The sequence below is a fragment of the Bradyrhizobium sp. DOA9 genome (assembly GCF_000617845.2).
Lineage (GTDB): Bacteria > Pseudomonadota > Alphaproteobacteria > Rhizobiales > Xanthobacteraceae > Bradyrhizobium.
This window is the reverse complement of record NZ_DF820425.1, coordinates 4,083,717-4,108,876: the sequence shown is the minus strand read 5'-3', so window position 1 is coordinate 4,108,876 and position 25,160 is coordinate 4,083,717. Positions and strand designations below refer to the sequence as shown.

Below are 25,160 nucleotides of genomic sequence, written 5' to 3'. Positions count from 1 at the left end.
CGGAGCATGACGCGTGCCGGCGCGTGACAAGCACTGGAATTGGAGGCATACCGGGCGGTCCCCACCCTCATGGATGGCCGCGCATGCCCCGATCGCACCCTGTTTCCTCGCTCGTCGCTCCGTTGATCGCCTCGCTGTGGCTGGCATGTGCCGCTGCGATCGCGCAGGCCGAGCCGATCGCCGACGTCCATGCGCTGGCGCAAAAGGAGCAGCAGCCGCTGCTCGACACGCTGCGCGATCTCGTCAACATCGAATCCGGCAGCAAGGACATCGAAGGCCTGAACCAGATCGCCGAGCGCGTTGCCGGTCAGCTCAAGCAGCTCGGCGGCACGGTGGAGATCCTGCAACCCACCGACATCCATCGCCTCGACGACACCCCCGAGAAGATCGGACCGGCGGTCCACGCCGTGTTCAAGGGCACGGGGACCAAGAAGATCATGCTGATTGCCCACATGGACACGGTGTACCTGAAGGGCATGCTGAAGGACCAGCCGTTCCGCATCGACGGCGACAAGGCCTACGGCCTCGGTATCGCCGACGACAAGCAGGGCGTCGCGCTCATTCTCCATACCGTGGCGTTGCTGCAGAAGCTGAACTTCAGGGATTACGGCACGCTCACGGTGCTCACGAACGGTGACGAGGAGATCTCCTCGCCCGGCTGGCGCAGCACCATTACCAGGCTCGCATCGGATCAGGACGTGGTGTTCTCGTTCGAGGGCGGCGGCACCGACGGCACGCTGCGCCTTGCCACCAGCGGCATCGGCTCGGCCTATCTCAGCGTGCACGGCAGGTCGTCGCATGCCGGCGCACGGCCCGAGGGCGGCGTGAATGCGCTGTACGAACTCTCGCACCAGGTGCTGCAGATGAAGGACCTGTCCAAGCCCGAGCAGGGCCTGAAGCTGAACTGGACGGTGTCCAAGTCAGGCACCAACCGCAACGTGATTCCTGCCGAGGCCACCGCCCAGGCCGACGCACGCGCGCTCAAGGTGTCCGACTTCGACGAGCTGCAGAAGACGCTGCAGGACAAGATCAAGAATCGCCTGCTGCCCGAATCCAGGGTCGAGTTGAAGTTCGAGGTGCGCCGTCCGCCGCTCGAAGCCAGCGAGGCCTCGCGCCGCGTGGCGGCCTATGGCAAGACGATCTATGGAGAGATCGGGCTATCCCTCAAGGTCGACGAGAAGCCGACCGGCGGCGGCACTGACGCCGCTTTTGCCGCGTTGCAGTCCAAGGGAGCCGTGGTCGAAGGCATGGGCCTGTCGGGCTTCGGCGCGCACTCCAACGATGCCGAATATGTGCAGGTGGGCAGCATCGTGCCGCGGCTGTATCTGGCGACGCGCATGATCATGGACCTGTCCACCGGCAAGCTGAAATAGCGCCTGCGTTTTCTTCCTTCTCCCCTCATGTCCGCCGAAGCCTTGGCGAAGGCGGATGTGAGAGAAGGTGGCGCGAACGCAGTTCGCGCCGGATGAGGGGTCTCTCTCCGCGCATTCAATCGAGACTGGACTGAGACTCGCGGACAGAACCCCTCACCCGTCTCGCCGCTATCGCGGCGAAGCGCCCTTTCCCGCCAGCCGAAACCGCAGCGTGAACTCTGCACCGCCGCCGGGGAGGTTCTCCACCGCGACCGTGGCGGCGTGATCATCCGCTACGGTACGCACGATCGAGAGTCCCAGTCCCGCACCGTCGCTGCGCCGGCGATCGGCGCGCCAGAAGCGCTGGAAGATCAGCTCGCGCTCGGCCTCCGCGATCCCCGGGCCGGAATCGCGCACGCGCACCGAACCGTCCTCGCCCACCTCGACGTCGACGGTGGTGCCCTTCGCCGTGAACTTGATGGCGTTTTCGGCAAGATTGAAGACCGCGCGCTGCAGCATCTCCGAATTGCCGTGGATCAGCACCGGCGCGTCGGTGCCCTTCAGCGCGATGTCCTTGCGTTGCGCGATCGCAAACGGGGCGATCGAGGCGACCACCTCGGCACAGACGGCGCGCAAGTCCGCGGTCTCGCCGGGATCGAGCACCAGCGTGTCGAGCTCGGCGATCTCCAGCAGCTGGGCGACGATCCGGCTCATGGCTTCGATGTCGGCATGCAGCGCCTGCCGTTCGGTCCCGTCGCCGAGCGTCTCGATCCGCGTGCGCAGGATCGCTAGCGGCGTGCGCAATTGATGCGCGGCATCCGCCGTGAACTGCCGCTGCACGCGGAAGCCGGCCTCGAGGCGGTCGAGCGCCTGGTTCACGGCGGTGACCAGCGGCACGACCTCGCGCGGAATCCGTGCTGTCGGCAGCCGGATGTCGGTGCGGGCGGGGCCGATATTGCTGGCCTCCTGCGACGCCTTCCACACCGGCGCGATCGCGCGGCGAAAGATGATGATGTCGGTGGCGAGCAGGACCAGCAGGATCGGGATGGTGATCCACGCGACCCGCCGGAAGAAGTTCGAGACGATGTCGTCGATGATGACGTCGCGGTGCGCGAGGTCCTCCGCGACCTGGATCCGCACCGTCCTGCCGGCAATATCGCGGCTGACGCCCGCGCCCGAGATGGTGTCGGACAAGCGTGGCGCCGCCGCCGTGGCGGTGCGCCGGTGCGATGAGAACAGCAACCGGCCGTCGGAATCGCGAATGTCGAACTGGTAGCGGCCGTAAGCGTCCGAATAGAGTCCCTTGAGGCTGTCGGGCAGGTTGAAGGTCAACGTGCCGTCCGGCTGCGCGACGATACGCTCCGCCAGCACCTCGGCCTGGGCGCGCATGGCATCGCGATGCAGCTGATCGATCTCGGAGTTGAGCAGCCAGAACAACACCAGCGGCAGGAAGATCGCGACCACCGCGACCGCGACGATGTGCAGGAACACGATGCGCGAGATCAGCGATTTGAACGCCAGCGATCCGGCGCGGCCTCCGGCGGCCACGCTATTTCTCCTCGGTCAAGAGATAGCCGACGCCACGGATGGTATGGATCACAACCCTGGCGCCGTGCTCGGCCAGTTGCTTGCGCAGCCGCGACACATAGACCTCGACCGCGTTGGAGGCGACCTCGCCTTCGAGCCCGAAGATGTGGTCCTCGACGTTCTTCTTCGGCACCACCCGGCCCTGCCGGCGCAGCAGGATCTCGAGCACCGAGGTCTCGCGCGCGGAGATGATCCGCGGCTGGTCGTCGACGAAGATCTGCCGGCTCTCGGTGTCGTAGACGAGATTGGCGAGACTGAGCGAGCGGCCGAGCAACTGGCCGGGGCGGCGCAGGATTGCCTCCAGCCGCGCCACCAGTTCCTCCATCGCAAACGGTTTTGCCAGATAATCGTCGGCGCCGCTGCGCAGGCCAGTGACGCGATCCTGCAAGCCGCCGCGCGCGGTCAGCACCAGCACCGGCAGGGGCTCCATCCTGAGGCGCAGCTCGCGCAGCACCGACAGGCCGTCGCCGTCGGGCAGGCCGAGGTCGAGGATCATTGCGGCATAGCTGACGCTGCTCACCGCCTCGCGCGCCTCGGCCGCGCTGCCGACGATGTCGCTCTCATAGCCGGCCTTGGACAGCCCGGCGGCAATGAGCCGCGACAGCTCGGCATTGTCCTCAACGATCAGAAGGCGCATCGAAGTTCCGTCAGGCAGTCCGGTGTCACCATACGGCTCGCGCCGCGACGATGCCCTCTTCCACCATTCTGCACGCTGGAGCCAGTGAAAAAGCAGCGGGCCAGCCAGTCAAGGCACTTGTCAGCTTCGTGTAAGCCGATCAGATCTGGTGACTTGGGCGAGGCCGGCAGAATTCGACCTCAGGACGAAAGGATGAGCTTCATGAGCAAACCGTCGAAAACGGAGAGCGAGTTGATTGCTATGGCGAGAGCCGAGTTGAAGGTTCACGCCGACTGTCCCGACGCAATGACGATTTCCATCATTCGCGACGGCAGCTCCTGGGAGTTTTAAGCCAGCGCAGATCAGGCCACGGTGGATCGGCCGGGTTATCCGGAATGTGTCGCCATGCTGGTTCAGATCGGCGATCACCTCAGCAAGCAGTACGACGTCAAGGATTAGATCACGACCGCGCTTCGCGGCGCGCTTCCGATCAGTCACATGACGATCCTCATCCAATCACAGTATGGAGAGACCCAGCCCGCCAAATTGTACCGAGTGCAATGCTCCTATTGATCCGCACCAATTATCGGTACAATCCAGCTGCACGATTTCGGTTTGCATCGATTGCACCGAGTTTGGTTCTGGAGCACAGCCATGGAGCTGACAGTCAGCACGGTCCTGATCGCCTTCGCCGGCGTCTTCCTGATCTGCTTCATGAAGGGCGCCTTCGGCGGCGGGTTTTCGATCGTCGGCATTCCGCTGCTCTCTCTCGTGATGGATCCTGTGACGGCCGGCGGCCTGCTCGCCCCCCTGTTCATCGCGATGGACCTGTTCGCGCTGCGCTACTGGAAACCATCGACCTGGTCGAAGCCGGATATCGTGCTGCTGTTGCCGGGTCTCCTGATCGGCATCGGATGCGGCTACCTGCTCTTCCGTGTGCTCGACCATCGCGCCGTGGCGATCGTGATGGCAGTCGTCACCCTGATCTTTGTCGGCATGTGGTTTGTCGGCGGTTCGGAACCGACCGTTCGTGCGCGTTCGTCGCCGAAAGCCGTCGCTGCGGGCTTGGCCTCCGGCGTCACGACCATGGTTGCGCATTCGGGCGGACCACCGCTTGCGATGTATCTGCTGCCGCTTGGCCTCAGCAAGGACGTCTATGCCGGCACGACGAGCCTCTTCTTCACGGTGGGCAATGCGACCAAGGCGGTGCCATGGCTGCTGCTGGTGCGGCCCGCGGGCAATGTCTGGATATTGATGGCGGCTTGCCTGTTCGCCATTCCGGTCGGCGTATGGCTGGGTTGGCGGTTTCATGCAAAGCTGGACCAGAAGCAGATCTTCCGGGCCTGCTACGCCCTGCTGGTCGTCACCGCCGTGAAACTGTTGTGGGACGGTGTTTCCGGATATCTCGCGTGAGCAGGCCGTCGATGGGCGAGATGTTCTCGGAGCTTGGCTGCCGCGCGACACCTTGAGCAGCTCTCCGATCATGTTGTCACAGCGCAGCCCTTCACGAACAATGCGGCACAAGCGCTTGCACGCCGCTCCAGCTCCTTTCGGCCAGGCACCGCGGCACGTCCGAACAGCGCGGCACGTTGCGGCTGAAATACGAGCATGCCGAGCAGCATGCCGGCAGCAAGATCGGCCTCACCGACCGCGATGAGGCCGCGTTCCGCCTGCGCCTTGAGCCAATTCGCCAGCGTGCTTTCGGTGCGCCTGATCGCCTTCTGGTAAAAGGTCTGTGCCATCTCGGGAAAATGCTTGCTTTCGCTGAGGATCGTGCGCTGGAGCGCGATGACATCCTCATCAAGGATCAACTCGCCGCAGGCGATCAGCGCCTCTCGCAGCGCACTTTCGATATCATCACCATCGCACGCCTTGAGCCGGACTTGAGAGACGAAGCGATCCATTCTGTTGGTGATCGTCGCCTCGAACAGTGCGGCCTTGTTCGGGATCAACCGGTAGAGCGTCTTGGTGGATACGCCGGCACTGCGTGCCACACTTTCGATGCTGGTCGCCGCATAGCCCGTCGCCGCGAATTCATGTCGAGCAGCGTCCACGATCACGGCGCGCGTCTCTTCGTCCGACCTGACCTGCGGCCGGCCCCGACCGCGCGGCGCCTCCGATCCGGCACGTCTCTTCGTTGTCACGCCCTTCGTTCTTGTCATTGCTCTCGCCTTCGTGATCGCGATGTTCAGTCATGCCTTCCGACGATAGCAGACATTCCATTGACAGCCGGAATATGTGGCCTATTTTGGAAAATATAAAGTTTCCTAATTATGGAGGCGCGCCATGGGCGCCCAAAGCACAAGCGGTCAAGTCACCTCTCTCCAATCCGGCCGGGAACCAGAGGCTGAGACCGGCGGCTCCAGAATGCCCGCGCCGGCTTCGGCCACTGACCTCGAAGCTGTTTCTGTGAAGCAAGCGGGAAAGGGCGCGCTGAAGCGCTTCTTCTTTGCCGGCGCCGCGGTCGCCCTGCTCGCCGCCGCCTCCTGGTACGGCTGGGATTACTGGACGGTCGGGCGCTTCACCGTTTCCACCGACGATGCCTATGTGAAGGCCGACAACACCACGATTGCCCCGAAGATCTCGGGCTATCTGAACCAGGTCCTCGCCGCCGACAATCAACACGTCAAGGCGGGACAGGTGCTGGCGCGGATCGATGACCGCGATTTCAAGGTCGCGCTCGATCAAGCCAAGGCCGACGTCGCTGCGTCTGCCGCAGCGGTCGCCAGCAAGCACGCACAGCTCGACGTGCAGCAGTCCGTGATCGAAGCGGCCGAGGCAACGCTCGATGTCGACATGGCCGCGCGCGTCTTCACCGCCCAGGAAAACAAGCGTTACACCGATCTTGCGGCCACAGGCTATGGCAGCCTTCAGAATGCGCAGAACGCGGAGGCGCGCGACAAGGCTGCGCTCGCCTCCACCGAACGCGACAAGGCGAACCTCGCTTCTGCCCGAGGGCAGGTTGAGCTTCTGAAGGCGGAGCTGGCGCAAGCCGTGGCGGCGGACGCGCGTGCCAAGGCGCTCCAACGTCAGGCCGAACTCAATCTGTCCTACACCACGATCACCGCGCCCATCGATGGCATTGTCGGCAATCGCACCTTGCGCGTCGGCCAGTATGTTCAGGCCGGCACGCAACTGATGTCGCTGGTCCCGTCGAATGGCGCCTATGTGATCGGCAATTTCAAGGAAACACAGCTCGGCCAGGTCCGCGCCGGCCAGCCGGTCGACATCGAGGTCGACATGTTCCCCGGCAAGGCCGTGCAGGGGCATGTCGACAGTCTCGCACCGGCGAGTGGTCAGGAATTCGCGCTGCTGCCGCCTGACAACGCCACCGGCAACTTCACCAAGATCGTGCAGCGCATACCCGTGAAAATCCTGCTCGACAGCGACGCGGCCGGGCTGCGGCCGGGCATGTCGGTCATTCCGCGGATCCAGACCAGGCCGGCCGTGAAGGAGGCTTCGCAGCCCGCATCTCCTGCGCCGGCTCTGGCGCAGCTCGCATCGCAAAGGTGATCAAAGGTGATGTCATGTCAGACCTCGTCCTCACCGGCCCGACATCGGCAGCGCGCCAGGCGCCAACCCCGGTCGCGCTAACCGCCCAACCCGCGCGCGCCAGCGCGGCCGTGTGGGTCGCCATCCTCGCGGCCATGGTTGGCGCGTTCATGGCGATCCTCAACATCCAGATCACCAACGCCTCGCTGCTCAATATCGAGGGTGGCATCGGCACGGGCGTCGACAACGGCTCCTGGATCTCGACCTCTTACCTGATCGGCGAGATCGTGGTGATCCCCCTCACCGATTATCTCAGCCGCGTGTTTTCCTTCCGCAACATCATGCTGAGCTTTGCGAGCCTGTTTGCCGCGTTCTCTGTCGCCTGTGCGTTCGCCACCGATCTTCCGACCATGATCGCGTTCCGCGCCTTCCAGGGATTTTTCGGCGGCGTGTTGATCCCCATGGCGTTCACGCTGGTCTTCACCAGGCTGCCGAAGGTGCAGCAGCCGATCGGGCTCGCCATGTTCTCGCTGGCAGTCACCTTTGCGCCGGCCATCGGCCCCACCATCGGCGGCTACCTCACCGAGAATTACGGCTGGCAGACCATCTTCTTCGTCAACGTCGTGCCGACGGCGGTGATGGTGACGTTGCTCTATCTTACCCTCGAGCGGCAGCCGCTGAACCTCGGCCTGCTCCGCGAGGGCGACTGGTTCGGCATCGCCACCATGGCGATCGGCCTGTCCGCGCTGCAGGCAGTGCTGGAAGAAGGCAACAAGAACGATTGGTTCGGCTCGCCCTTCATCGTGAAGCTCGCGATCGTAGCCGCGGTCAGCCTCGCCGTGTTCGTCGCCAACGAATTGCTGATCGAGAAGCCGCTGCTGCGCCTGCGGCTGCTGGCCCAGCGCAGCTTCGGACTCGGTACCCTCGCGGGCGTCTTCATCGGCTTTGCCCTGTTCGGCTCGATCTATTTGCTGCCGGCCTATCTGGGCCAGGTGCAGCACTACAATGCCGAGCAGATCGGCACCGTGCTGGCCTGGACCGGGCTGCCTCAGCTCCTGCTCATTCCATTGGTGCCGAAGCTGATGCAGCGCTTCGACATCCGTCTGATCGCCTTCGCCGGCACGGCGATCTTCGCGGCAAGCTCGTTCCTCAACACGGCGATGTCACCGGACTATTCCGGCGACCAGTTCCTGATCCCCAATATCGTTCGCGCCGTCGGCCAGGCCCTGCTGCTGACGCCGCTGAGCGCGATCTCGCTCGGCAGCGTCGCGCCGCAGGATGCGCCGGCGGCCTCCGGCATCTCCAACATGATGCGTAACCTCGGGGGCGCGATCGGCACCGCCTTGCTCTCGACCATCGTGACCAAGCGCGAGCAGTTCCATTCCAACATCATCGGCCAATCCGTCGATCTCGGCCGCGAGGAGGTGCGCGAGCGGATTGCAGCGATGACGGACTATTTCATGGCCCACGGCATGACCGACCCGGCCGGCGCCCGGCATCAGGCCATCATTGCGCTCGGCAAGACGGTCAAGCAGCAGGCGCTGGTGATGGGCTTCAGCGACACCTTTGCCGTGGTCGGCATCGTACTGCTGCTGGCAGGCATCGCACTGCTCCTGACAGGCAAGCCGACGGCCTCGCCGGCGGGCGGCGGGCACTAGGTCCGGCGAGCATCGAACGCAATGCTCTTTTGAGTTCAAGGCGATCGGAAGCTCATCGAATCCCGAGTCATCGATCAAGCTGTCCCCGCGTGCTGCTCACCGCGAGAGAAGATGGGCGCTCACGTCCTCTGTGTGGCTGGATCAATGTCCGCAGCTTCGTAAGCCATGGAGCTGCCAACCAGATGGACGACACGGTCCCACCTTCTTCTGCATTCCACGTAAGCGTCCAGCGAATGGAGGCGATCGTCGGTTACAGAGATGCCGGCGTGCTGTAGTCGCTGTCGCGCACGATCGCACCGGATGCGCCAGAGCTGCCGATCTGCGTCGTCGGCTTCATGCGACGGGTTCTTCTGCAGGAAGACATCGCTGAGAGTGGAAAGCAGCAGCAACGTGGAAGACCAGATCTGCGTGACCGCACCCGATTGTTTCAGCCAATCCGCATCTGGAGGCAACGCGCTTCGGATCAGCGAAACAGCATCAAGCGCGATCAGCCACGACCTGGACACGGCGTAAATCGGCTCCGGGAAGCGGAAGTAAAACAGAATGGGATAGAAATGGTGCGCTTCCTTCGCGTTCGTGAGTTCTGCCGCGAGCTCCGAGAGATTGTTGTAACCCGCGCTGAGCTGGTTCTTTGCAAACAGGTGCGCTAGCAACTCGGCGGCATCACCGGTCTCGCCCGAAAGCGCGTGAATCTTGAGACAGAGTGAGTTTCTGCTCCTGAGAGCGCCGTAGATCTGCATCAGGTAGGTGATGGTGAGCGATATGACGGAGGTTCCGATCACCGAGTTGAGAAGAAACAGCAGTTTCGCTCCGGGGCTTTGCGGACCGAAATCGCTGCCGCCGACGATGGAGAGGCTGCTTCCAGCCACGTAAAGCGCCGTCACGAAATCCGTTGGAGTGTCCTGGTTGCTGTTGGTGATGCTCGTTCCCAGCAGCGGGTGAACGATCAGTGCCGTCCCCAGCGCGAGCAAAATCGACCAGGTCAGTAGCAACGCGACCACGATGACGGGTCCGCAGAACGAAAGCACATGATTCTTGTGGCTCGAAGCCATCCCGCGCAAGGCCAGCCACACCAGCCTTGCCAGGCGGTCGCTCAAGAACCCGGTGCCCGCCCGGGCGTAGAGGACAGTAAGAAAGACGTCGGCAAGCACCAGTGCCATCAGCAATGTGCCCAGAATGGGCTCGAACCAACGCACCGTCGGCCTCCTCGGATTGATTGGCTGGCTCGAGGCGCCCTTACTTCCCCTTGCGCTCGCCGTCGAGATCGCCCGGCATGAACTTGAACAAGGTGAAGTTCTTGTCCGTCCAGGCCATGTGGAACCAAGGTGAATCCTGGATGTGTGAAGCCGTCACATAGATGTGGCCATCAGGTCCTTGCGAGAAGGTATCCGGCCAGCGCAGGCGCGAGTCGGTCAACACCTGCCGTATGCTGCCGTCTCGCGGATTGATGATCTTGACGGCGTTGTTGGCGAGCGAACTCAGATAGATATTGTCATTCTCGTCCGTCCAGAGTCCATCAGCCGGCTCTGTCGTGGCCACCGTCTCCGGACGCACGTGGCTTGCCGCGTCACGATTCTGGATTGCGGACGTCGCAATTCGGTAAAGGGTTTTCCCGGTCAGGGCCTGCCAATACAGCGTGCCGCCGTCCTTGGACAACGCCAGGCTATCTGCATTGAACAACGGTTGCCGTCCGTCGGGCCGCCGCAGAGGCTTGCCGTCGGTCATCACATTGACGCTCGGATCGAATTGGGTCGAAGGATCGTCACTCAGCACACGCCAGGCCTCTCCTGACTGGATGTCGAGAACGATCAAGCCGCCGGGTGAACCGGCGTCGGTCAGATAGGCGAATTTTCCGTCAGGCGCGATGCGGACATCGTTCAGATAACTCCCCGGACCGGCTACTTCGGGAGGAATCGGGTAGGATCGTTTCGCGTTGTTCGATTTCAGATCTATCTCGACGACCTTTGGCCCGCCCTTGATGGTCTTCTCGGCATTTGGAGCTGCCGGATCCACGACCCAGAGCGATCCCCGTTGGTCCGCAACAACGCTTTGAACGCAAACAAAATGATCGTTCGGTGAGAGTTCGGACATCCGCGCGTTGCGCCAGCTGTTCCACTCCTCGTTCGGGTAAGGCCTGGTCGACCCGTCCGGCATGAGCTCAGCCACCGAAACGGGCGCATCCTCGGTCCAGCGCGGGAAATTCACGAAGATCCGGCCGTCCGGTGCGACAGTGACGCCGGTGACCTGATGTTCGAACGTCGCGACCACGCGCAGGCGATCGTCCCGCGCGTCGACCAGAGGAGACACGAGTCGTTGCGCCTTGGCCTTGACATCTTCCGTCGCTGATTGCGCGTGGGCTGCGGATGAGATGGACATGAGCACTGCTGCGAAGCAGGCGAACGTGTTTGGACGCATCGAGCGGTCCTCTCATTGAAAATTCAAGGTCCAATCCTCCCGTTCCAACATCGTTCCCGTGCAGAGAGGTTGCGAGAGCGCAACCCGCGTCCGACGATGCGACGCCTAAACCTGGGTTAAGAAGCATCTTCGGACCCAGGCGCTCTGTTCGACATACACACGCCGAAGCAGCACGCGCCACAAGGACCGATAGCAGCAGCAGGCCGGGATGACGGTGCGGAATCTTTTCTGCAAAATTTGCAACCGCTCCCTGGTCCACAAGTTCGCGCTTCGGCGGGGCGTGTATCGGAGAGATCAGCATGAAGGCGCTCGTTTGGCACGGCAAGGAAGATATCCGGTGTGACACAGTCACCGATCCGGAGATCGAGGACCCCAGAGACGCGATCATCAAGGTGACGAGCTGCGCCATCTGTGGCTCGGACCTGCACCTCTTCCACAACTTCATCCCGGCCATGATGCCCGGCGACATCATGGGCCATGAAATGATGGGCGAAGTCGTCGAGGTCGGCTCCGGCGTAAATGGAAAATTGAAGAAGGGCGACCGGATCGTCGTGTCGCGCGCCATCGGCGCTCCCAAGAAGCTCCGCAAGCAAGTCGCGGCGACCTAGCTCCGAACCCCGTAGGCAGGCGGTGGCTTGCAAGGAGGCAAGCCACCGTGTTCAATTCAGGATCGCGGGTTTGGCTGAGGTGCCGGTTGCGACGATGGTGCCGCTGGAGCCGACTGATCGGGGGATACGACAGGTTTCTGAGCATCGGCACCATGAGGGACACAGGTGCCAATATTGGCGAGAAGTCTCTTGGCTTGGAGATCGCGAGCTTTCGAGTATTCACGGCGTCGCTCGATGTTTGCGGCCGCCCAACGGTCCCAAGCCTCGAACGCGTCCGAATAGTGCTTTCGCATTTGCTCTTCGGCTGCGAGACAATCCGCGAATTTGTCGAAGACCAAATCGGTATTCACGGGCGTGATGCCGCCGACCAAAACCACGAGCATCCATTTCATTGTTGCTGACGAAACACGACGATCGCTCCCGTTGCGTTGTTGGAGGCGCCAGCTCGCGGGCAATGGGATGCGAGCCTGGTGTTTTCTCCTGGAACGCGGCTATCGCCGCGCTCCGGGAAAACGTTGCAACGAAGTCATGGTTCCGGCGTCGGCGCTCCGCCAACTTGCCCAGGACAGCCATAGCCTCGCGGCTCGATCCGGCGCTCGTTGCCCAGCCGTCTGAAACACGGACGCCGTCAGCTGAATTTGACCCCGCATACCGCCAGCGATATCATTGCCTGCCGGTGCCCTCTTGCGGACGCAGCCAGTTCGGGGTGCTCATGGAATGGTCCACCAGGCCGCAACGTGCGGATCAACCCTTCGGAAGCTGGGCAGACGACCTCGCCGCGGCCTTTGTGCGTCTCGAGCCGCGCCGGCTTGCCGACCTGCCGTTTGAAGGCACGATTTCCAGGGCTGACGCTGCTCCGATCCAGGTATCGCTGGTGACGGCGACGCGTCACACGGTGCTGCGTCTTGCGTCGCACATTGCCTGCAGCACCGAGGATCTGTGCTTCATCAATCTCCAGCTCGAGGGATTTGGGCGTACGACGCAACGCGACCACGAGCAGGCCTGCGCACCCGGCGACCTTGCGGTGGCGGATACGACGGAGCCGTTCGAGATCGCCAACTCCCGTGACTTCAAGCTCTTCTGCTTCGCCGTACCGCGGCGGCTACTGCCGAACGGGTTGCTCGATCGTCCGCGGCTCAATTTGTCCCGGACCGAAGCCGGTCGGGCGCTCTCCAAGACACTCGCCGGCTATGCCGAACTCTGCCTGACCGACCGTCAGCGTTCCATGACCTCGGCTCTGATCGGTGCGCATGTGGTTGATCTGATCGCGCATGCCCCCGGTGCGCTCACCGATTTGTCTGCGGAACGCGTCCACATCCCAGTGCTGTTGTCGATGATGATCGACCACATCGAGCGCCACAGCGAGGATCCCGAACTCGGCGCAGCCGCGCTTGCTGCGACGTTCCGTTGCTCCGAGCGCTACGTCCACCGCCTGTTCGCCACGACGGATCGTCCCGTCAGCGAACACGTCAACGATCGGCGCATCGCCGCCTGCGCGCGCCGGCTGCTTGATCCGGGGTCCTCTGACAGGACTATTGCCGAAATCGCCTTTGCCTCGGGTTTCCGCGACATCTCGCATTTCAACCGGCTGTTCAAGCGCAGTCACGGATCGGCTCCGCGCGAGTTCCGACGTGCGGCACTGCGCGCTGACTGATCCGGTTCACTCCACGCCAAGAGATCGGACGCTGCCGTCCAAGATTTTTGTCTGATGCCGGGATAGCCATGCCGGACGGCTGACATCAGAGGACATCGCCATGGCGATCGATTTCACGCTTACGACGCAACAGCGGGACCTTCAGAGGAGTTCGCGCAAGTTCGCCGAAGAGGTGCTCGGCGGGGTCTGGCGGGCCGAACTGCTGGCAACTCCGGAAGAGCGCTTTCTTGCGACCAAGCCAACTTACGAAGCCATGGTCGCCGCAGGCTTTTTGCGCAAGTGCATCCCTGCACCGGCCGGCGGCGAGAACGCAGGCCTGATCGACATGGCGATCCTGGCCGAGGAATTCTATAGCGTGAACGCCAGCGTGACGCTTACGATGCTCGGCACCGTGCTCGGCCTGTTGCCCATTCTGCTCGGCGGCACGCCCGATCAATGCCAACGCCTGCTGGTGCCGTTCCTGAAGACGCGCGGCGCGCCGCTCGCCGGCTTCTGCTCCAGCGAGCCGGGCGGCAGCGCCAATTCCAGTTCGCCTCCGCCCGGCGAAGGTGTCCGCACCAAAGCAAGGCGGGAGGGTGATACCTGGGTGATCAACGGCCGCAAGAAATGGGTATCCTCGGCCACGGGCTGGAACCGCAACGGCGCCGATATCCTGTGCGTCGTGTGCCGAACCAATGCCGCCGCGCCTCCGAGCGAGGCGATCTCCATCATTGCCGTCGAAGGACCAGCCAAGGGACTGACGTTCGAACGCGCGATCGACACGATCGGCCATCGGGCGCATCTCGTGCCGCAGTTCGGGTTGCAGGATGTCGTGGCCCCGCACCACAACCTCCTGGGCCAGGAGGGGGCTGGGCTCGCGTTGACGGCGGCAGCCTTCACCGGAACGGCAGCGCTCGTTGGCATCTTCGGCGTCGCGTTGATGCGCGCGGCTTTCGAATTCGCGCTTCATTTTGCACAGACCGAAAAGCGCGGCGGTGTCCACCCGATCATCGAACATCAGGCGGTCGGATACGCGCTGGCCGATGCCAAGATCACGATCGAGGCGGCACGCTATCTGAGTTGGCGCGCCTGTCATGCCGTCGATACCCAGTCGCCGGGCGCGGATGAGCTCGCGATCGAGGCGAAGATTTATGGATCGGAGGCCGCGGTGCGCGTCATCACCGATCTCATGCGCGTCGTGGGCGTCGACAGCTACGATCATGAAGCACCGTTTGCCCGCCTCCTGAACGATGCGTTGGCGCTGCCCATCTTCGACGGTGGCAATATGGGCGTCAGACGGCGCCAGTTGCACATGATGTTCCGGCAGGGCAACTACGATCCGCTTGCGGCAAGCGGCGCAACTTGAGAGGCAGGTCATGAACTCAGAGCGGAAAGTAGCGGTCGTGACGGGGGCATCTCAGGGAATCGGTGCCGGGATCGTCGAGGCCTTCCGGCGGCGAGATTATGGGGTCGTCGCGACCTCGCGGTCTATCAAGCCAAGCGATGATGCCGAAATCCTGGCGGTGCCTGGCGACATCGGTGATCCCCGAACGGCGCAGCGCGTGCTCAGTGCGACGCTGGAGCGATTCGGCCGTGTCGATACGCTCGTCAACAATGCCGGCATGTTCATGGCAAAGCCATTCACCGCCTACACGCAAGCCGACTATGACGCCTACGTGTCGACGAACGTGTCCGGCTTCTTTCACATGACCCAGCGGGCGCTCGACGTCATGGGCAAGCAGGGGCGCGGCCACGTCATTACGATCACGACCAGCCTCGTCGATCAGCCGATGAACAGCGTGCCGGCTGCCCTGGCGTCCCTCACGAAAGGAGGCTTGAACGCGGCCACGCGGAGCCTCGCGATCGAGTACGCGAGCACCGGTGTTCGCGTCAACGCTGTCTCACCGGGGATCATCAAGACGCCGATGCATCCGCCTGAGGCACATCAAACACTGGCCGGGCTCCATCCTGCAGGCCGCATGGGAGAGATCTCCGACATCGTCGATGCGGTACTCTATCTCGACGGAGCAAACTTTGTGACCGGCGAGATCCTCCATGTTGATGGAGGGCAAGCCGCCGGTCACCACCGCATCTGATCGCACCGGGAGAGACGCTCACTCGCCGGAGGCCTGCAGCGCCTGCGCCGTCGCGATGGGGAAGCCGCTTCAGACGGGACTCGGCAGCTGAGGCCGGGCGATTCCGGATTTAGTCGATGATGCATGTCTAGCACTGTTTTGCCCGACGGAACAGAAAAATTCGTAAATTCCGCAATCATTCATGTGATGCAGCCAGGTCACCGCCAAGTCATTGACAATGCTGCCTCCGTCTACTGTGCATGGGGTTGTTTTGCAGGTTTTGTTTGGACTCCCTTCGAGCGCCGAAACGACAGCGTCCCGGAGCCATGGCTCCGGGACGCTGCATGCGAAGGGGCGATCAGCTCTGCGAGCGCCGCGCCATGAAGATGTCGTAGCCGACCTCGGCCACCTGGAACCAGGAGTAGCCGTCGCTCGTGAACTTGGCGAGCGAGTCGTTCACCTTCTTGAAGTTCGGGTTGGTCGCAGCGACTTCGGCGTGCAGCTCCTTGGCGGCCTTGTAGCAGGCATCCATGATCGCGGGCGAGAAGGCGTGCAGCTTGGTGCCGCCCGCCAGCAGCTTCTTCAGCGCGAGCGGATTGGCGTTGTCGTAGCGCGCCATCATGTAGTTGTTGGCGTAGTGGCCGGCCTGCTCCAGCACGCTCTGGTAATATTTCGGCAGCGCGTTCCATTTGTCGAGGTTGACGAAGGCCATCAGCATCGGACCGCCTTCCCACCAGCCGGGATAATAATAGTGCGGCGCGATCTTGTAGAAGCCGAGCTTCTCGTCGTCATAGGGGCCGACCCATTCGGCGGCGTCGATCGTGCCCTTCTCCAGCGCCGGATAGATGTCGCCGCCGGCGAGCTGCTGCGGCACCACGCCGAGCTTCTGGAGCACGCGGCCGGTGAAGCCGCCGATGCGGAACTTCAGGCCCTTGAGATCGTCGGGCGTGTTGACCTCCTTCCTGAACCAGCCGCCCATCTGGGAGCCGGTATTGCCTGCAAGCAGGGAGACGACGTTGTAGCTCTTGTAGAACTCGTTGAGCAGGTCGCGGCCGCCGCCCAGCATGTACCAGGCCTGGTTGAGGCGCATGTTGGGACCGAACGGCACGGCCGAGCCGAAGGTGAAGGTCGGGTCCTTGCCGAAATAATAATAGGACGCGGTGTGGCCGATCTCGCAGGTGCCGTTCTGCACGGCGTCGAGTACCTGGAGGCCCGGCACGATCTCGCCGGCCGCGAAGATCTGGATCTGGAATTTGTTGTCGGTCGCCTCGGCGACCATCTTGCACATCATCTCGGCGCCGCCAAACAGCGTGTCGAGCGATTTCGGCCAGCTCGTCGGCATGCGCCATTTGATGTCCGGCATCGACTGCGCGATCGCGGGAGCCGCGAGCGTGGCCGCGCCGGCCGCACCAAGTCCTGTGACCTTGATGAAGTCTCTTCTCTTCATGATTTCCTACCCTGATGGATCTGATTGTGGAGCCTTCTTTGCGAGGCTTGGGCGCAGCATGGAACATCACGGGACCGAATGCCATCCCGATCGCACTGCGGCAAAGAAAAAGCCCGGCCTCGCGAGCGAGGCCGGGCTTTTCCGGTGTTACGACTTGAGCCGTAGATCAGCCGCGGGTGCGCGAGCGGATCATGAAGCTGTCGTAGGTATATTCGGCAACCTGCCACCACAGATATTCGTCGGAGCGATAGGCCTGCATGGCCTCGATCGACTTCTTGAAGTCGGCGTTCTTGCCCGAGATCTCCGCCCACAATTCGTTGGTCGCCTTGAGGCAGGCTTCCAGCACCTCGTTGGTGAACGGACGCAGCTGGGTGCCGCCGGCAACCAGTCGCTTCAAGGCTGCCGGATTCTGCATGTCGTAGCGCGCGGCCATCCAGGTGTTGGCGTTGGCCGTCGCGTTGGTGAGGATCGCCTGGTAGTTCTTCGGCAGCGCATTGAACTTTTCCAGGTTGGCGAAGGCGTGCACGGTCGGACCGCCCTCCCAGAAGCCGGGATAATAGTAGTACTTGGCGACCTTGGCGAAGCCGAGCTTCTCGTCATCGTAGGGGCCGACCCATTCGGCCCCGTCGATGGTGCCCTTCTCCAGCGCGGGATAAATGTCGCCGCCGGCGAGCTGCTGCGGCACCACGCCGACCTTCTGCAGCACCTGGCCGGCGATGCCGCCGATGCGCATCTTCAGGCCGGAGAGATCGGCAACGGTCTTGATCTCCTTGCGGAACCAGCCGCCCATCTGGGCGCCGGTGTTGCCGCAGGGGAAGCCGACCACGTTCGACTTCTTGAAGAACTCGTTGGCGAGCTCGTTGCCGCCGCCCTGATACAGCCACGAATTCTGCTGGCGCGCATTGAGGCCGAACGGCACCGAGGCGAAGATCGCAAACGTGGGGTCCTTGCCGACGTAGTAGTACGAGACGGTGTGGCACATATCGACCGTGCCGTTCGAGGTCGCATCGAGCGCCTGCAGGCCGGGGACGATTTCGCCGGCGGCGAACACCTGGATCTGGAACTTGTTGTCGGTCATCTCGGCGACGTACTTCGCCACCTGCTCGGCGCCGCCATAGATGGTGTCGAGCGACTTCGGGAAGCTCGAAGTCAGGCGCCACTTCACCTCGGGCGAGGATTGCGCGATCGCCGGCGAGGCCACCGCGGTCGCCGCCGCGCCTGCTGCCGACACTTTGAGAAAATCACGACGCTTCATCTTCAGGTCTCTCCTTGCTGGGGCGTTTCCCCTTGGCTTCTCTTATGCCGCCGCGCATTTCGGCGACGCGTTGAGGTCGCGTCGAACCGAAGGGGCTTGACTGCCGTGGGCCTTTAACACGGCCAGCCCGGTTTCGGAACGCGACAATGGCATGACGGGGCTCTACGAAAGTCGCATGTCCCCGGCGCTTGCCGCGGCGACCGGTCAGGCCGCCGCAATGACGGCCTTGAGCTGGTCCCGGACCTGGCCGGCAATGGCGCGGTAGATCGCCGCATGAGGGCCGTCCGGCTCGCTGTCGACCACGGGATTGCCGGCGTCCGAGGTGGCGCGAATCGCCATGTGCAGGGGGATCTCGCCCAGGAACGGCACGGCGAGCTTCTCGGCCTCGTGCCGGGCCCCGCCATGGCCGAAAATGTCCGACCGCGTGCCGCAATGCGGGCACTGGAAGTAGCTCATATTCTCGACGATGCCGAGCACAGGCACGTTGACCTTCTTGAACATGGCAAGCCCCCGCCGCGCGTCGATCAGGGACAGGTCCTGCGGGGTCGAGACGATCACGGCGCCCTTCAGCGGCACGTTCTGCGCCAGCGTGAGCTGGGCATCGCCGGTGCCCGGCGGCATGTCGACGACCAGCACGTCGAGCTTGCCCCATTCGACGTCGCGCAGCATCTGCGTCACGGCCGACATCACCATCGGGCCGCGCCAGATCATCGCGGTCTCCTCCTCGACCAGGAAGCCGATCGACATGATGGCGAGGCCGAAGCGCCGAAGCGGAATCATCTTGCGCTCGTCGTTCAGCTCTGGCTTGTCGCGCAGACCCGTCAGGCGCGGCACCGAGGGGCCGTAGATGTCGGCATCGAGCAGCCCGACCTTGAGGCCGAGGTCGCGCAGGCCGAGCGCCAGATTGAGCGCGGTGGTCGACTTGCCCACCCCGCCCTTGCCGGAGGCGACCGCAATCACGGCGGCAACGCCGGGAATTTCCGACTGCCGTGCCATCGGCGACCCACCGCCCTGCGGCGGCTTGTGGGCATGGACCGGCTGCACGCCGGTCGCCCCGCGGCTCGGCTGCGGGGGGGGCGGCGGCACGGAGCCCGGCTTGCGCTCGGCGGTCAGCGCCACCATGACGGTGGTGACGCCGGGAATGCCGCGCACGGCGGCCTCCGCTTCGGCCCGGACCGATTCCCAGGCCCTTGCCTCGGCGGCGTCGACATTGATCGAGAAGAACACCTTGCCGTCGGAGGCGCTGATCGCGCTCAGCACATTGGCATGGGGGAGCGCGACCCCGCGGGGCGACTGGACCCCCTTGAGGCTGTCGAGAACCTGTTGCTGCGTCACGCTCAAAGCGCATCTCCTGGAGTTTGCGGATGCCCCATTAGAGCGGAAACGCCCAAAAGGCTACTGCCTGCCGATATCGTCAGCCTTTTCGGCCGGCGCCGCCCCCTGCTCCCGGGCGGCCTCGTAGTTCAGCTCGATCATGACCCCGTTGGGGTCGTGGACGAATATCTGCCAGAGATCGCCGCCGGGCACCTGGCGGGACTCGAACTTGACCATCTTTGACGCCAGCCGCTGTTTCATGCCGTCAAAGCCGCGGCTGACGAAGGCGACGTGGTGGACAACGCCGGAATCCGGCTTTTGTGGCTCGTCGGTCGGTGAAATGTCGACGAGGTGCACCACCGGCCTGCCCTCGCTGTACATCCAGGCCCCCGGGAAGGCGAAGTTCGGCCGCGCGCCTTTTTCCAGGCCCAGCACGTCTTCGTAGAAGCGGACGGTCTCGGCCAGATTCCGGGTCCGGATGTTGAAATGATCGAGGACGCCCACGCTCACGCCGCCCATGCTCTCGCTCCCTTGTTTTGAAGTCGTTCGAGCGCCACCCTAGCACGGCAGGCCGCCAAACGAAGCCGTTGCCCTCTGGCCTCAAGGGTTTATGGTGCGCCTCCGGTCCGCCCCACCGCGGAACCCAGGCGTCCCTCGCCTGGCAAGAAGCGTAAACCCAAACTACGGACAAGGTACCACAATGGCTAAAGTCGCTTTCCTCGGTCTTGGCGTGATGGGCTTCCCGATGGCCGGACACCTCGTGAAAAAAGGGGGCCATGAGGTCACCGTCTATAACCGGACCGCGGCCAAGGCGAAGGAATGGGCGGACAAGTTCGGCGGCAAGACCGCACCGACCCCGAAGGCGGCCGCTGAGGGGCAGGATTTCGTGATGTGCTGCGTCGGCAACGACAACGATCTGCGCGCGGTCGCGATCGGCCCCGACGGCGCCTTCGCCGGCATGAGGAAGGGTGCGACCTTCGTCGACCACACCACGGCCTCTGCCGAGGTCGCCCGTGAGCTCGATGCGGCTGCCGCCAAGGGCGGCTTCAAATTCGTCGACGCCCCCGTCTCCGGCGGCCAGGCCGGCGCCGAGAACGGCGTGCTGACGGTCATGTGCGGCGGCGCGCAGGAGGCCTATGCCGGCGCCGAGCCGATCATCACGGGCGCCTATGCGCGGATGTGCAAGCTGCTCGGGCCCGCCGGAAGCGGCCAACTGACCAAGATGGTCAACCAGATCTGCATCGCCGGCCTCGTGCAGGGCCTCTCCGAAGGCATCCATTTCGCCAAGAAGAGCGGCCTCGACGTCACTGCCGTGATCGAGACCATCTCGAAAGGGGCTGCCCAGTCCTGGCAGATGGAGAACCGCTACAAGACGATGGACGAGGGCAAATACGATTTCGGCTTCGCCGTCGAATGGATGCGCAAGGACCTCTCGATCGCCCTGGCTGAGGCCCGCCGCAACGGCGCCAACCTGCCGGTGACCGCGCTGGTCGATCAGTTCTATTCCGAGGTCGAGAAGATGGGCGGCAAGCGCTGGGATACGTCGAGCCTGCTCGCACGCCTGCAGCGCTGACTGTTGCGGCCTGGTTCAGGGGACGCCGACTTTGAACTTCGTCGCATCCGCCGCGACGGAGTTCCGTAAAGCGCGCCGACCGAAACAATCATGGACTTCCGGGGGGAAGCATTGCCTAGCGTGATCGCCGCCATCCTTGTTGTTGTTGCGCGCCTGCTACCGGTCGCGCTCGTGATGGTGCTGGCCTCACCCTCGCAGGCGCTTGCCGCATCGCTCGATGGTGCCAGCATTGGCCCGCAATGGGCGCTTCCATTCGCGGGCATGCTGCTCTCGATTGCCATATTTCCGCTCGCAGCGCCTCACTTCTGGGAGCATCACCAAGGCAAGATTGCCGCGATGTGGGCGGCCCTGATCGTGCTGCCGCTTGCAATCTGGTACGGCCCGCTTCCGACTGTCCAAGCGCTCGTTCATACGGCGCTGCTCGAATACGTTCCGTTCATTCTGCTGCTCCTTGCCTTGTTTACCGTCGCAGGCGGAATCGTGGTGCGCGGCAATCTTCACGGCTCGCCGGTCCTGAATACGCTGCTGCTCGCGCTAGGCACGCTGATCGCGAGCGTCGTCGGGACGACCGGCGCGTCCATGGTCATGATCCGACCAGTCATCCGCGCCAATGACGACCGGCGGCACAACGCGCACGTCGTCATCTTCTTCATCTTTCTGGTGTCCAACATCGGCGGTTCGCTCTCCCCTCTGGGAGATCCCCCGTTGTTTTTGGGGTTCCTGCGCGGCGTGGACTTTTTCTGGACGACGACACACCTGTTCCCCCAGACCACGTTCGCGGCCTGGATTCTGCTCGCCCTGTTCTTTTGCATCGATACTTATCTCTATCGCAAGGAAGGCCGCGTCAAACCGGACCCAACTCCGGACAATCCCTTGCGGATCAGCGGCGGCCTCAACTTCGCTTTGATGGGAGTCATCATCGCTGCGATCCTCTTGAGTGCGAAGCTCGACCTCGGCGGATTCGAGGTTCTCGGCACGCACCTCCAGCTGCAGAATCTCCTGCGCGATGCCGTGATGATTGGAGTCGTGTTCGCATCTCTCGCCGTCACCTCGAAGGAGGACCACGACGCGAACGGCTTCTCTTGGGGCCCCATGATCGAAGTGGCAAAGCTGTTTGCCGCGATCTTCATCACCATCATTCCCGTGCTCGCGATTCTCAACGCCGGCAGATCCGGCGCGTTTGCCTCAGTCGTAAACATGGTCACCAACGCCGACGGCACACCGAACAATGCCGCATATTTCTGGTTGACCGGCCTGCTCTCATCCTTTCTCGACAATGCGCCGACCTACCTGGTCTTCTTCGAGCTCGCCGGAGGCGACGCCAAGCACCTGATGACGAACGGCGCCTTGACCCTTGCCGCGATTTCCGCCGGCGCGGTGTTCATGGGCGCAAACTCCTACATCGGCAACGCGCCCAACTTCATGGTGTACGCAATTGCCCGAGCGGGTGGCGTCGCAATGCCCGGCTTCTTCGGGTACATGGCCTGGACCTCCGTCCTGCTGCTGCCGGTTTTCGGGTTGGTCACGCTCGTTTTCTTCAAATGATCGAAGCGCGGGATGAGGGAAGCGGCCGCCCTGACTGCGCATGAATTAACGCCCGGTTAACGTAATTCTTTAGCTCCTTAAGTCAGCTCTTAAGGATTTCTTGCCAGAGATAGACAATGCAGAAAGCCCGCGTCCGGCGTGGGCAGGAATCCGTGTTGCTTGATGAGTAACCCCGCTGAAAAGCCCGAGGTCGTGCAGCTTCCGGCCGAGCCGGTGAGCGCGCCATCGGCGAGCAGCCGAAGGGCTGCGGCGCAGCGGGTGCGCGAGGCCCGCGACAAGTTAACGTCGACCAGTGGAACCCGCCCGGCGTTCGACGCCGAGATGCTGCGGCAATACGCCCAGACGCGGCTGTCCGCTTCCTATGTCGTGATGCTGCTGGTGGTGGCCACCGGCGTGCTGTTCGGGCTGTGGATGCAGCCGATCCCGGCCGCCGCCTGGACCGCCGGCATGCTCTGTATCCACAGCGCCATGATCCGCAGCTGCCGGCGCTTCCTGACCGAGCCCGCCTCTCCGGCCGCGACACGCGCGTGGCGGACGCGCTTCGTCGTGCTCGACCTGCTTTATGGCCTGTGCTGGATGGCGATCCTGATCCATCCCGTGCTCGACCTGGTCACGGAAACGCTGATGATGTTCCTGATGCTGCTGGTGATCGCAGTATCGAGCATGCTCGCGGCCAATCTGCCGATCGCGGCCCTGGCGGCCACGGCGCCGGTCGCGGTTGCGATGGCGCTGAGCTTCGTGATGACCGGCTCGCTGGACAATTACATCCTGGCAGCGCTGTCCCTCGCCGCCGAAGGCTATTTCGTCCTGCTGGCGCACCGCCTGCACTCTTCCACCTTCGCCACGCTGGAAGCCCGCGCGGAAAAGGATGCGCTGATCGGCGAGCTGGAGCAGGCCAAGGCGATCTCGGACGAAGCGCGCCACCGCGCCGAAGCCGCCAACGTCGCCAAGTCGCGCTTCCTCGCGCAGATGAGCCACGAGCTCAGGACGCCGCTGAATGCCATTCTCGGTTTCTCAGAGGTGATGAAGAGCGAGATTTTCGGCGCGCATGCCGTGCCGGTCTACAAGGAATATTCCGCCGACATCCATAATTCCGGCGTGCACCTGCTCAATCTCATCAACGAGATCCTCGACCTGTCGCGGATCGAAGCCGGCCGCTACGAGCTCAACGAGGAAGCGGTGTCCCTGGTCGGCATCGTCGCCGACTGCCATCATTTGATGAAGCTGCGTGCCTCGAGCCGTGGCATCACCATCCACGAAGTGTTCGAGCAGGCCATGCCGCGGCTTTGGGCAGACGAGCGCGCGATCCGCCAGGTCGTGCTCAACCTGCTCTCCAACTCGATCAAGTTCACCCCGCAAGGCGGGGAGATCTGGCTCAAGGCCGGCTGGACCGCCTCGGGCGGACAATATCTCTCGGTGAGGGATTCCGGCTCCGGCATCCCCGAAGACGAGATCCCCGTCGTGCTCGCCTCGTTCGGCCAGGGCTCCAATTCAATCAAGTCGGCCGAACAGGGCGCCGGCCTCGGCCTGCCGATCGCCAAGAACCTGATCGACCTGCACGGCGGCACGTTCACGCTGAAATCGAAGCTGCGCATCGGCACCGAGGTGATCGTCACCTTCCCGCCGGAGCGCGTGATGAGTGCGCTGCCGCCGCTGTCGGACGATTCTCCACCGCTCCAGCCGGAGGGTTCCCTCGTTCCCGACGAGAAGCGCCGGCCGCGCCACAAGCCGATCATGAGTGCTGGCACAGGCTCTTAACGAGATGCTTGCAGACATGCCCGACCATCCCTCACTATGTCCGTATGAGCAAAGAAACGCCGTGCGTCGCCGTCTGCATGATCGATCCCAGGACCAAGCTGTGCTTCGGCTGCGGCCGCACCTTGCCCGAGATAGCGCGCTGGCACGCCATGGACAGCGCGGAACGGCTGGCTGTCATGGCGCTGTTGCCGGCTCGGATGAATCAGGCCGGCCTTACGCCCATCGCGCCATCGCCGAGGCGTACCTGACGGGCACGCGCATGCGCGGAGGCGCGCGATGATCCGCTTCCTGCTCGTCCTGATCATGCTCGCCGGCACGGCAGGTGCCGTCGTCGCCTATGGCGATCCCGACCAGATCACGCGCGCCAGCCACAAGGTCTCGCACATTTTTCGCGGACAAGCCGCCTCCCCGGCGCCGGCCGTGCAGATCCCGCGCGGCCAGGGCGGCGAATTCACGTTGCGTGCGAAGATCAACGGCGTTACTGCGCCGATGGTGATCGATACCGGCGCGACGTCGGTGGTGCTGACATGGGAAACCGCAAAGGCGATCGGGCTGCCGCTCGAGATGCTCGAATACGACGTCGACCTGGAGACCGCGGGCGGCCACACCAAGGCGGCCCGGCTGACGCTCGACCGTCTCGCCGTCGGCAAGCTGGTCGAAAAGTCGGTGCCGGCCCTCGTCGTGCAACGCGGACAGATGAAGACCAATCTGCTCGGAATGAGCTTCCTCGACCGCCTGGAAAGCTGGGGTGTGCGCGCCGACACGCTGATGCTGACGGGGTATCCGGAGCTCCAGAGCGGCCCGCGCCGCCCGCGCGCGGCGGCCAACTAGC

21 protein-coding genes and 2 pseudogenes are annotated in these 25,160 nt (G+C 63.5%); 14 read left to right on the top strand and 9 right to left on the bottom strand.

Annotated elements, in window-relative coordinates; genetic code table 11:
- Window positions 1–83: 83 nt before the first annotated feature.
- Complete coding sequence (locus tag BDOA9_RS19030) at window positions 84–1,373, top strand: M20/M25/M40 family metallo-hydrolase (RefSeq protein WP_042336227.1); 1,290 nt, start codon at window positions 84–86, stop codon at window positions 1,371–1,373.
- A gap of 168 nt (window positions 1,374–1,541) precedes the next feature.
- Here BDOA9_RS19030 and BDOA9_RS19025 read toward each other — a convergent pair whose 3' ends face one another.
- Together BDOA9_RS19025 and BDOA9_RS19020 are read right to left on the bottom strand one after the other, a co-directional pair.
- Complete coding sequence (locus BDOA9_RS19025) at window positions 1,542–2,900, bottom strand: sensor histidine kinase (protein ID WP_025035555.1); 1,359 nt, start codon at window positions 2,898–2,900, stop codon at window positions 1,542–1,544.
- Between the two features lies 1 nt (window position 2,901).
- Window positions 2,902–3,576 carry a response regulator transcription factor gene (locus BDOA9_RS19020; RefSeq protein WP_025035554.1) on the bottom strand — a complete coding sequence of 225 codons (675 nt, stop codon included), beginning with the start codon at window positions 3,574–3,576 and terminating at the stop codon, window positions 2,902–2,904.
- A gap of 201 nt (window positions 3,577–3,777) precedes the next feature.
- Here BDOA9_RS19020 and BDOA9_RS19015 point away from each other — a divergent pair.
- Window positions 3,778–4,014: pseudogene (locus tag BDOA9_RS19015) on the top strand (hypothetical protein).
- 195 nt (window positions 4,015–4,209) lie between these two features.
- On the top strand, window positions 4,210–4,968 hold the full coding sequence (locus BDOA9_RS19010; RefSeq protein ID WP_025035553.1) for a sulfite exporter TauE/SafE family protein: 759 nt from the start codon (window positions 4,210–4,212) through the stop codon (window positions 4,966–4,968).
- A gap of 68 nt (window positions 4,969–5,036) precedes the next feature.
- Here the strand turns inward: BDOA9_RS19010 and BDOA9_RS19005 are convergent, their stop codons facing one another.
- Window positions 5,037–5,615, bottom strand: coding sequence for a TetR/AcrR family transcriptional regulator (locus BDOA9_RS19005; RefSeq protein WP_244521493.1), 579 nt, complete (start codon window positions 5,613–5,615; stop codon window positions 5,037–5,039).
- Between the two features lie 307 nt (window positions 5,616–5,922).
- Between BDOA9_RS19005 and BDOA9_RS19000 the strand changes: the two genes are divergently transcribed.
- Both BDOA9_RS19000 and BDOA9_RS18995 read left to right on the top strand, forming a co-directional pair.
- A complete protein-coding gene (locus tag BDOA9_RS19000; RefSeq protein ID WP_042336226.1) occupies window positions 5,923–7,068 on the top strand; it encodes an HlyD family secretion protein in 1,146 nt (381 codons plus the stop codon).
- Window positions 7,069–7,082: 14 nt separating this feature from the next.
- Complete coding sequence (locus tag BDOA9_RS18995; protein WP_025035550.1) at window positions 7,083–8,705, top strand: DHA2 family efflux MFS transporter permease subunit; 1,623 nt, start codon at window positions 7,083–7,085, stop codon at window positions 8,703–8,705.
- A 119-nt stretch (window positions 8,706–8,824) separates the two neighbouring features.
- Here the strand turns inward: BDOA9_RS18995 and BDOA9_RS18990 are convergent, their stop codons facing one another.
- Both BDOA9_RS18990 and BDOA9_RS18985 read right to left on the bottom strand, forming a co-directional pair.
- The gene (locus BDOA9_RS18990) at window positions 8,825–9,901 is read right to left on the bottom strand and encodes a hypothetical protein (RefSeq protein ID WP_025035549.1); all 1,077 of its coding nucleotides are present in this window, start codon (window positions 9,899–9,901) and stop codon (window positions 8,825–8,827) included.
- Window positions 9,902–9,941: 40 nt separating this feature from the next.
- A complete protein-coding gene (locus tag BDOA9_RS18985; protein WP_244521492.1) occupies window positions 9,942–11,081 on the bottom strand; it encodes a major royal jelly family protein in 1,140 nt (379 codons plus the stop codon).
- A 338-nt stretch (window positions 11,082–11,419) separates the two neighbouring features.
- Between BDOA9_RS18985 and BDOA9_RS18980 the strand changes: the two are divergent.
- The 4 genes and pseudogenes from BDOA9_RS18980 to BDOA9_RS18965 form a co-directional block, all read left to right on the top strand.
- A pseudogene (locus BDOA9_RS18980) lies at window positions 11,420–11,674 on the top strand (alcohol dehydrogenase catalytic domain-containing protein); the annotation flags it as partial.
- Between the two features lie 610 nt (window positions 11,675–12,284).
- The gene (locus tag BDOA9_RS18975; RefSeq protein ID WP_192859583.1) at window positions 12,285–13,382 is read left to right on the top strand and encodes a helix-turn-helix domain-containing protein; all 1,098 of its coding nucleotides are present in this window, start codon (window positions 12,285–12,287) and stop codon (window positions 13,380–13,382) included.
- Window positions 13,383–13,482: 100 nt separating this feature from the next.
- Window positions 13,483–14,727, top strand: coding sequence for an acyl-CoA dehydrogenase family protein (locus BDOA9_RS18970; protein WP_025035545.1), 1,245 nt, complete (start codon window positions 13,483–13,485; stop codon window positions 14,725–14,727).
- A 10-nt stretch (window positions 14,728–14,737) separates the two neighbouring features.
- Entirely contained in the window at window positions 14,738–15,457 is a 720-nt protein-coding gene (locus BDOA9_RS18965; protein WP_025035544.1) for an SDR family NAD(P)-dependent oxidoreductase, read from the top strand.
- A gap of 337 nt (window positions 15,458–15,794) precedes the next feature.
- Here BDOA9_RS18965 and BDOA9_RS18960 read toward each other — a convergent pair whose 3' ends face one another.
- The 4 genes from BDOA9_RS18960 to BDOA9_RS18945 form a co-directional block, all read right to left on the bottom strand.
- A complete protein-coding gene (locus BDOA9_RS18960; protein ID WP_025035543.1) occupies window positions 15,795–16,883 on the bottom strand; it encodes a TRAP transporter substrate-binding protein in 1,089 nt (362 codons plus the stop codon).
- A gap of 166 nt (window positions 16,884–17,049) precedes the next feature.
- The gene (locus BDOA9_RS18955) at window positions 17,050–18,138 is read right to left on the bottom strand and encodes a TRAP transporter substrate-binding protein (RefSeq protein WP_025035542.1); all 1,089 of its coding nucleotides are present in this window, start codon (window positions 18,136–18,138) and stop codon (window positions 17,050–17,052) included.
- A 204-nt stretch (window positions 18,139–18,342) separates the two neighbouring features.
- Complete coding sequence (locus tag BDOA9_RS18950; protein ID WP_025035541.1) at window positions 18,343–19,479, bottom strand: Mrp/NBP35 family ATP-binding protein; 1,137 nt, start codon at window positions 19,477–19,479, stop codon at window positions 18,343–18,345.
- Window positions 19,480–19,533: 54 nt separating this feature from the next.
- Window positions 19,534–19,971 (bottom strand): VOC family protein, encoded by a 438-nt coding sequence (locus BDOA9_RS18945; protein WP_025035540.1) that lies wholly within the window; start codon window positions 19,969–19,971, stop codon window positions 19,534–19,536.
- Between the two features lie 181 nt (window positions 19,972–20,152).
- Between BDOA9_RS18945 and BDOA9_RS18940 the strand changes: the two genes are divergently transcribed.
- The 5 genes from BDOA9_RS18940 to BDOA9_RS18920 all read left to right on the top strand — a co-directional run bounded on the left by BDOA9_RS18940 (window position 20,153) and on the right by BDOA9_RS18920 (window position 25,159).
- Window positions 20,153–21,025, top strand: coding sequence for an NAD(P)-dependent oxidoreductase (locus BDOA9_RS18940; protein ID WP_025035539.1), 873 nt, complete (start codon window positions 20,153–20,155; stop codon window positions 21,023–21,025).
- Window positions 21,026–21,199: 174 nt separating this feature from the next.
- A complete protein-coding gene (locus BDOA9_RS18935) occupies window positions 21,200–22,570 on the top strand; it encodes a sodium:proton antiporter (RefSeq protein ID WP_042336604.1) in 1,371 nt (456 codons plus the stop codon).
- Between the two features lie 162 nt (window positions 22,571–22,732).
- The gene (locus BDOA9_RS18930) at window positions 22,733–24,328 is read left to right on the top strand and encodes a sensor histidine kinase (RefSeq protein WP_025035537.1); all 1,596 of its coding nucleotides are present in this window, start codon (window positions 22,733–22,735) and stop codon (window positions 24,326–24,328) included.
- A gap of 44 nt (window positions 24,329–24,372) precedes the next feature.
- A complete protein-coding gene (locus BDOA9_RS18925) occupies window positions 24,373–24,576 on the top strand; it encodes a DUF1289 domain-containing protein (protein ID WP_025035536.1) in 204 nt (67 codons plus the stop codon).
- A 28-nt stretch (window positions 24,577–24,604) separates the two neighbouring features.
- Entirely contained in the window at window positions 24,605–25,159 is a 555-nt protein-coding gene (locus tag BDOA9_RS18920) for a TIGR02281 family clan AA aspartic protease (RefSeq protein WP_025035535.1), read from the top strand.
- Window position 25,160: the final 1 nt, after the last annotated feature.

What these genes read in the sequence shown, in the direction of transcription:
- BDOA9_RS18925 (WP_025035536.1), top strand. Translation starts at nt 24,373, where the DNA reads ATGAGCAAAGAAACGCCGTGCGTCGCCGTCTGCATGATCGATCCCAGG.
- BDOA9_RS19020 (WP_025035554.1), bottom strand. Translation starts at nt 3,576, where the DNA reads ATGCGCCTTCTGATCGTTGAGGACAATGCCGAGCTGTCGCGGCTCATT.
- BDOA9_RS18985 (WP_244521492.1), bottom strand. Translation starts at nt 11,081, where the DNA reads ATGTCCATCTCATCCGCAGCCCACGCGCAATCAGCGACGGAAGATGTC.
- BDOA9_RS18955 (WP_025035542.1), bottom strand. Translation starts at nt 18,138, where the DNA reads ATGAAGCGTCGTGATTTTCTCAAAGTGTCGGCAGCAGGCGCGGCGGCG.
- BDOA9_RS18920 (WP_025035535.1), top strand. Translation starts at nt 24,605, where the DNA reads ATGATCCGCTTCCTGCTCGTCCTGATCATGCTCGCCGGCACGGCAGGT.
- BDOA9_RS18960 (WP_025035543.1), bottom strand. Translation starts at nt 16,883, where the DNA reads ATGAAGAGAAGAGACTTCATCAAGGTCACAGGACTTGGTGCGGCCGGC.
- BDOA9_RS18995 (WP_025035550.1), top strand. Translation starts at nt 7,083, where the DNA reads ATGTCAGACCTCGTCCTCACCGGCCCGACATCGGCAGCGCGCCAGGCG.
- BDOA9_RS18965 (WP_025035544.1), top strand. Translation starts at nt 14,738, where the DNA reads ATGAACTCAGAGCGGAAAGTAGCGGTCGTGACGGGGGCATCTCAGGGA.
- BDOA9_RS19030 (WP_042336227.1), top strand. Translation starts at nt 84, where the DNA reads ATGCCCCGATCGCACCCTGTTTCCTCGCTCGTCGCTCCGTTGATCGCC.
- BDOA9_RS19010 (WP_025035553.1), top strand. Translation starts at nt 4,210, where the DNA reads ATGGAGCTGACAGTCAGCACGGTCCTGATCGCCTTCGCCGGCGTCTTC.
- BDOA9_RS18940 (WP_025035539.1), top strand. Translation starts at nt 20,153, where the DNA reads ATGGCTAAAGTCGCTTTCCTCGGTCTTGGCGTGATGGGCTTCCCGATG.
- BDOA9_RS18970 (WP_025035545.1), top strand. Translation starts at nt 13,483, where the DNA reads ATGGCGATCGATTTCACGCTTACGACGCAACAGCGGGACCTTCAGAGG.
- BDOA9_RS19000 (WP_042336226.1), top strand. Translation starts at nt 5,923, where the DNA reads ATGCCCGCGCCGGCTTCGGCCACTGACCTCGAAGCTGTTTCTGTGAAG.
- BDOA9_RS18930 (WP_025035537.1), top strand. Translation starts at nt 22,733, where the DNA reads ATGAGTAACCCCGCTGAAAAGCCCGAGGTCGTGCAGCTTCCGGCCGAG.
- BDOA9_RS18935 (WP_042336604.1), top strand. Translation starts at nt 21,200, where the DNA reads ATGGTGCTGGCCTCACCCTCGCAGGCGCTTGCCGCATCGCTCGATGGT.
- BDOA9_RS18945 (WP_025035540.1), bottom strand. Translation starts at nt 19,971, where the DNA reads ATGGGCGGCGTGAGCGTGGGCGTCCTCGATCATTTCAACATCCGGACC.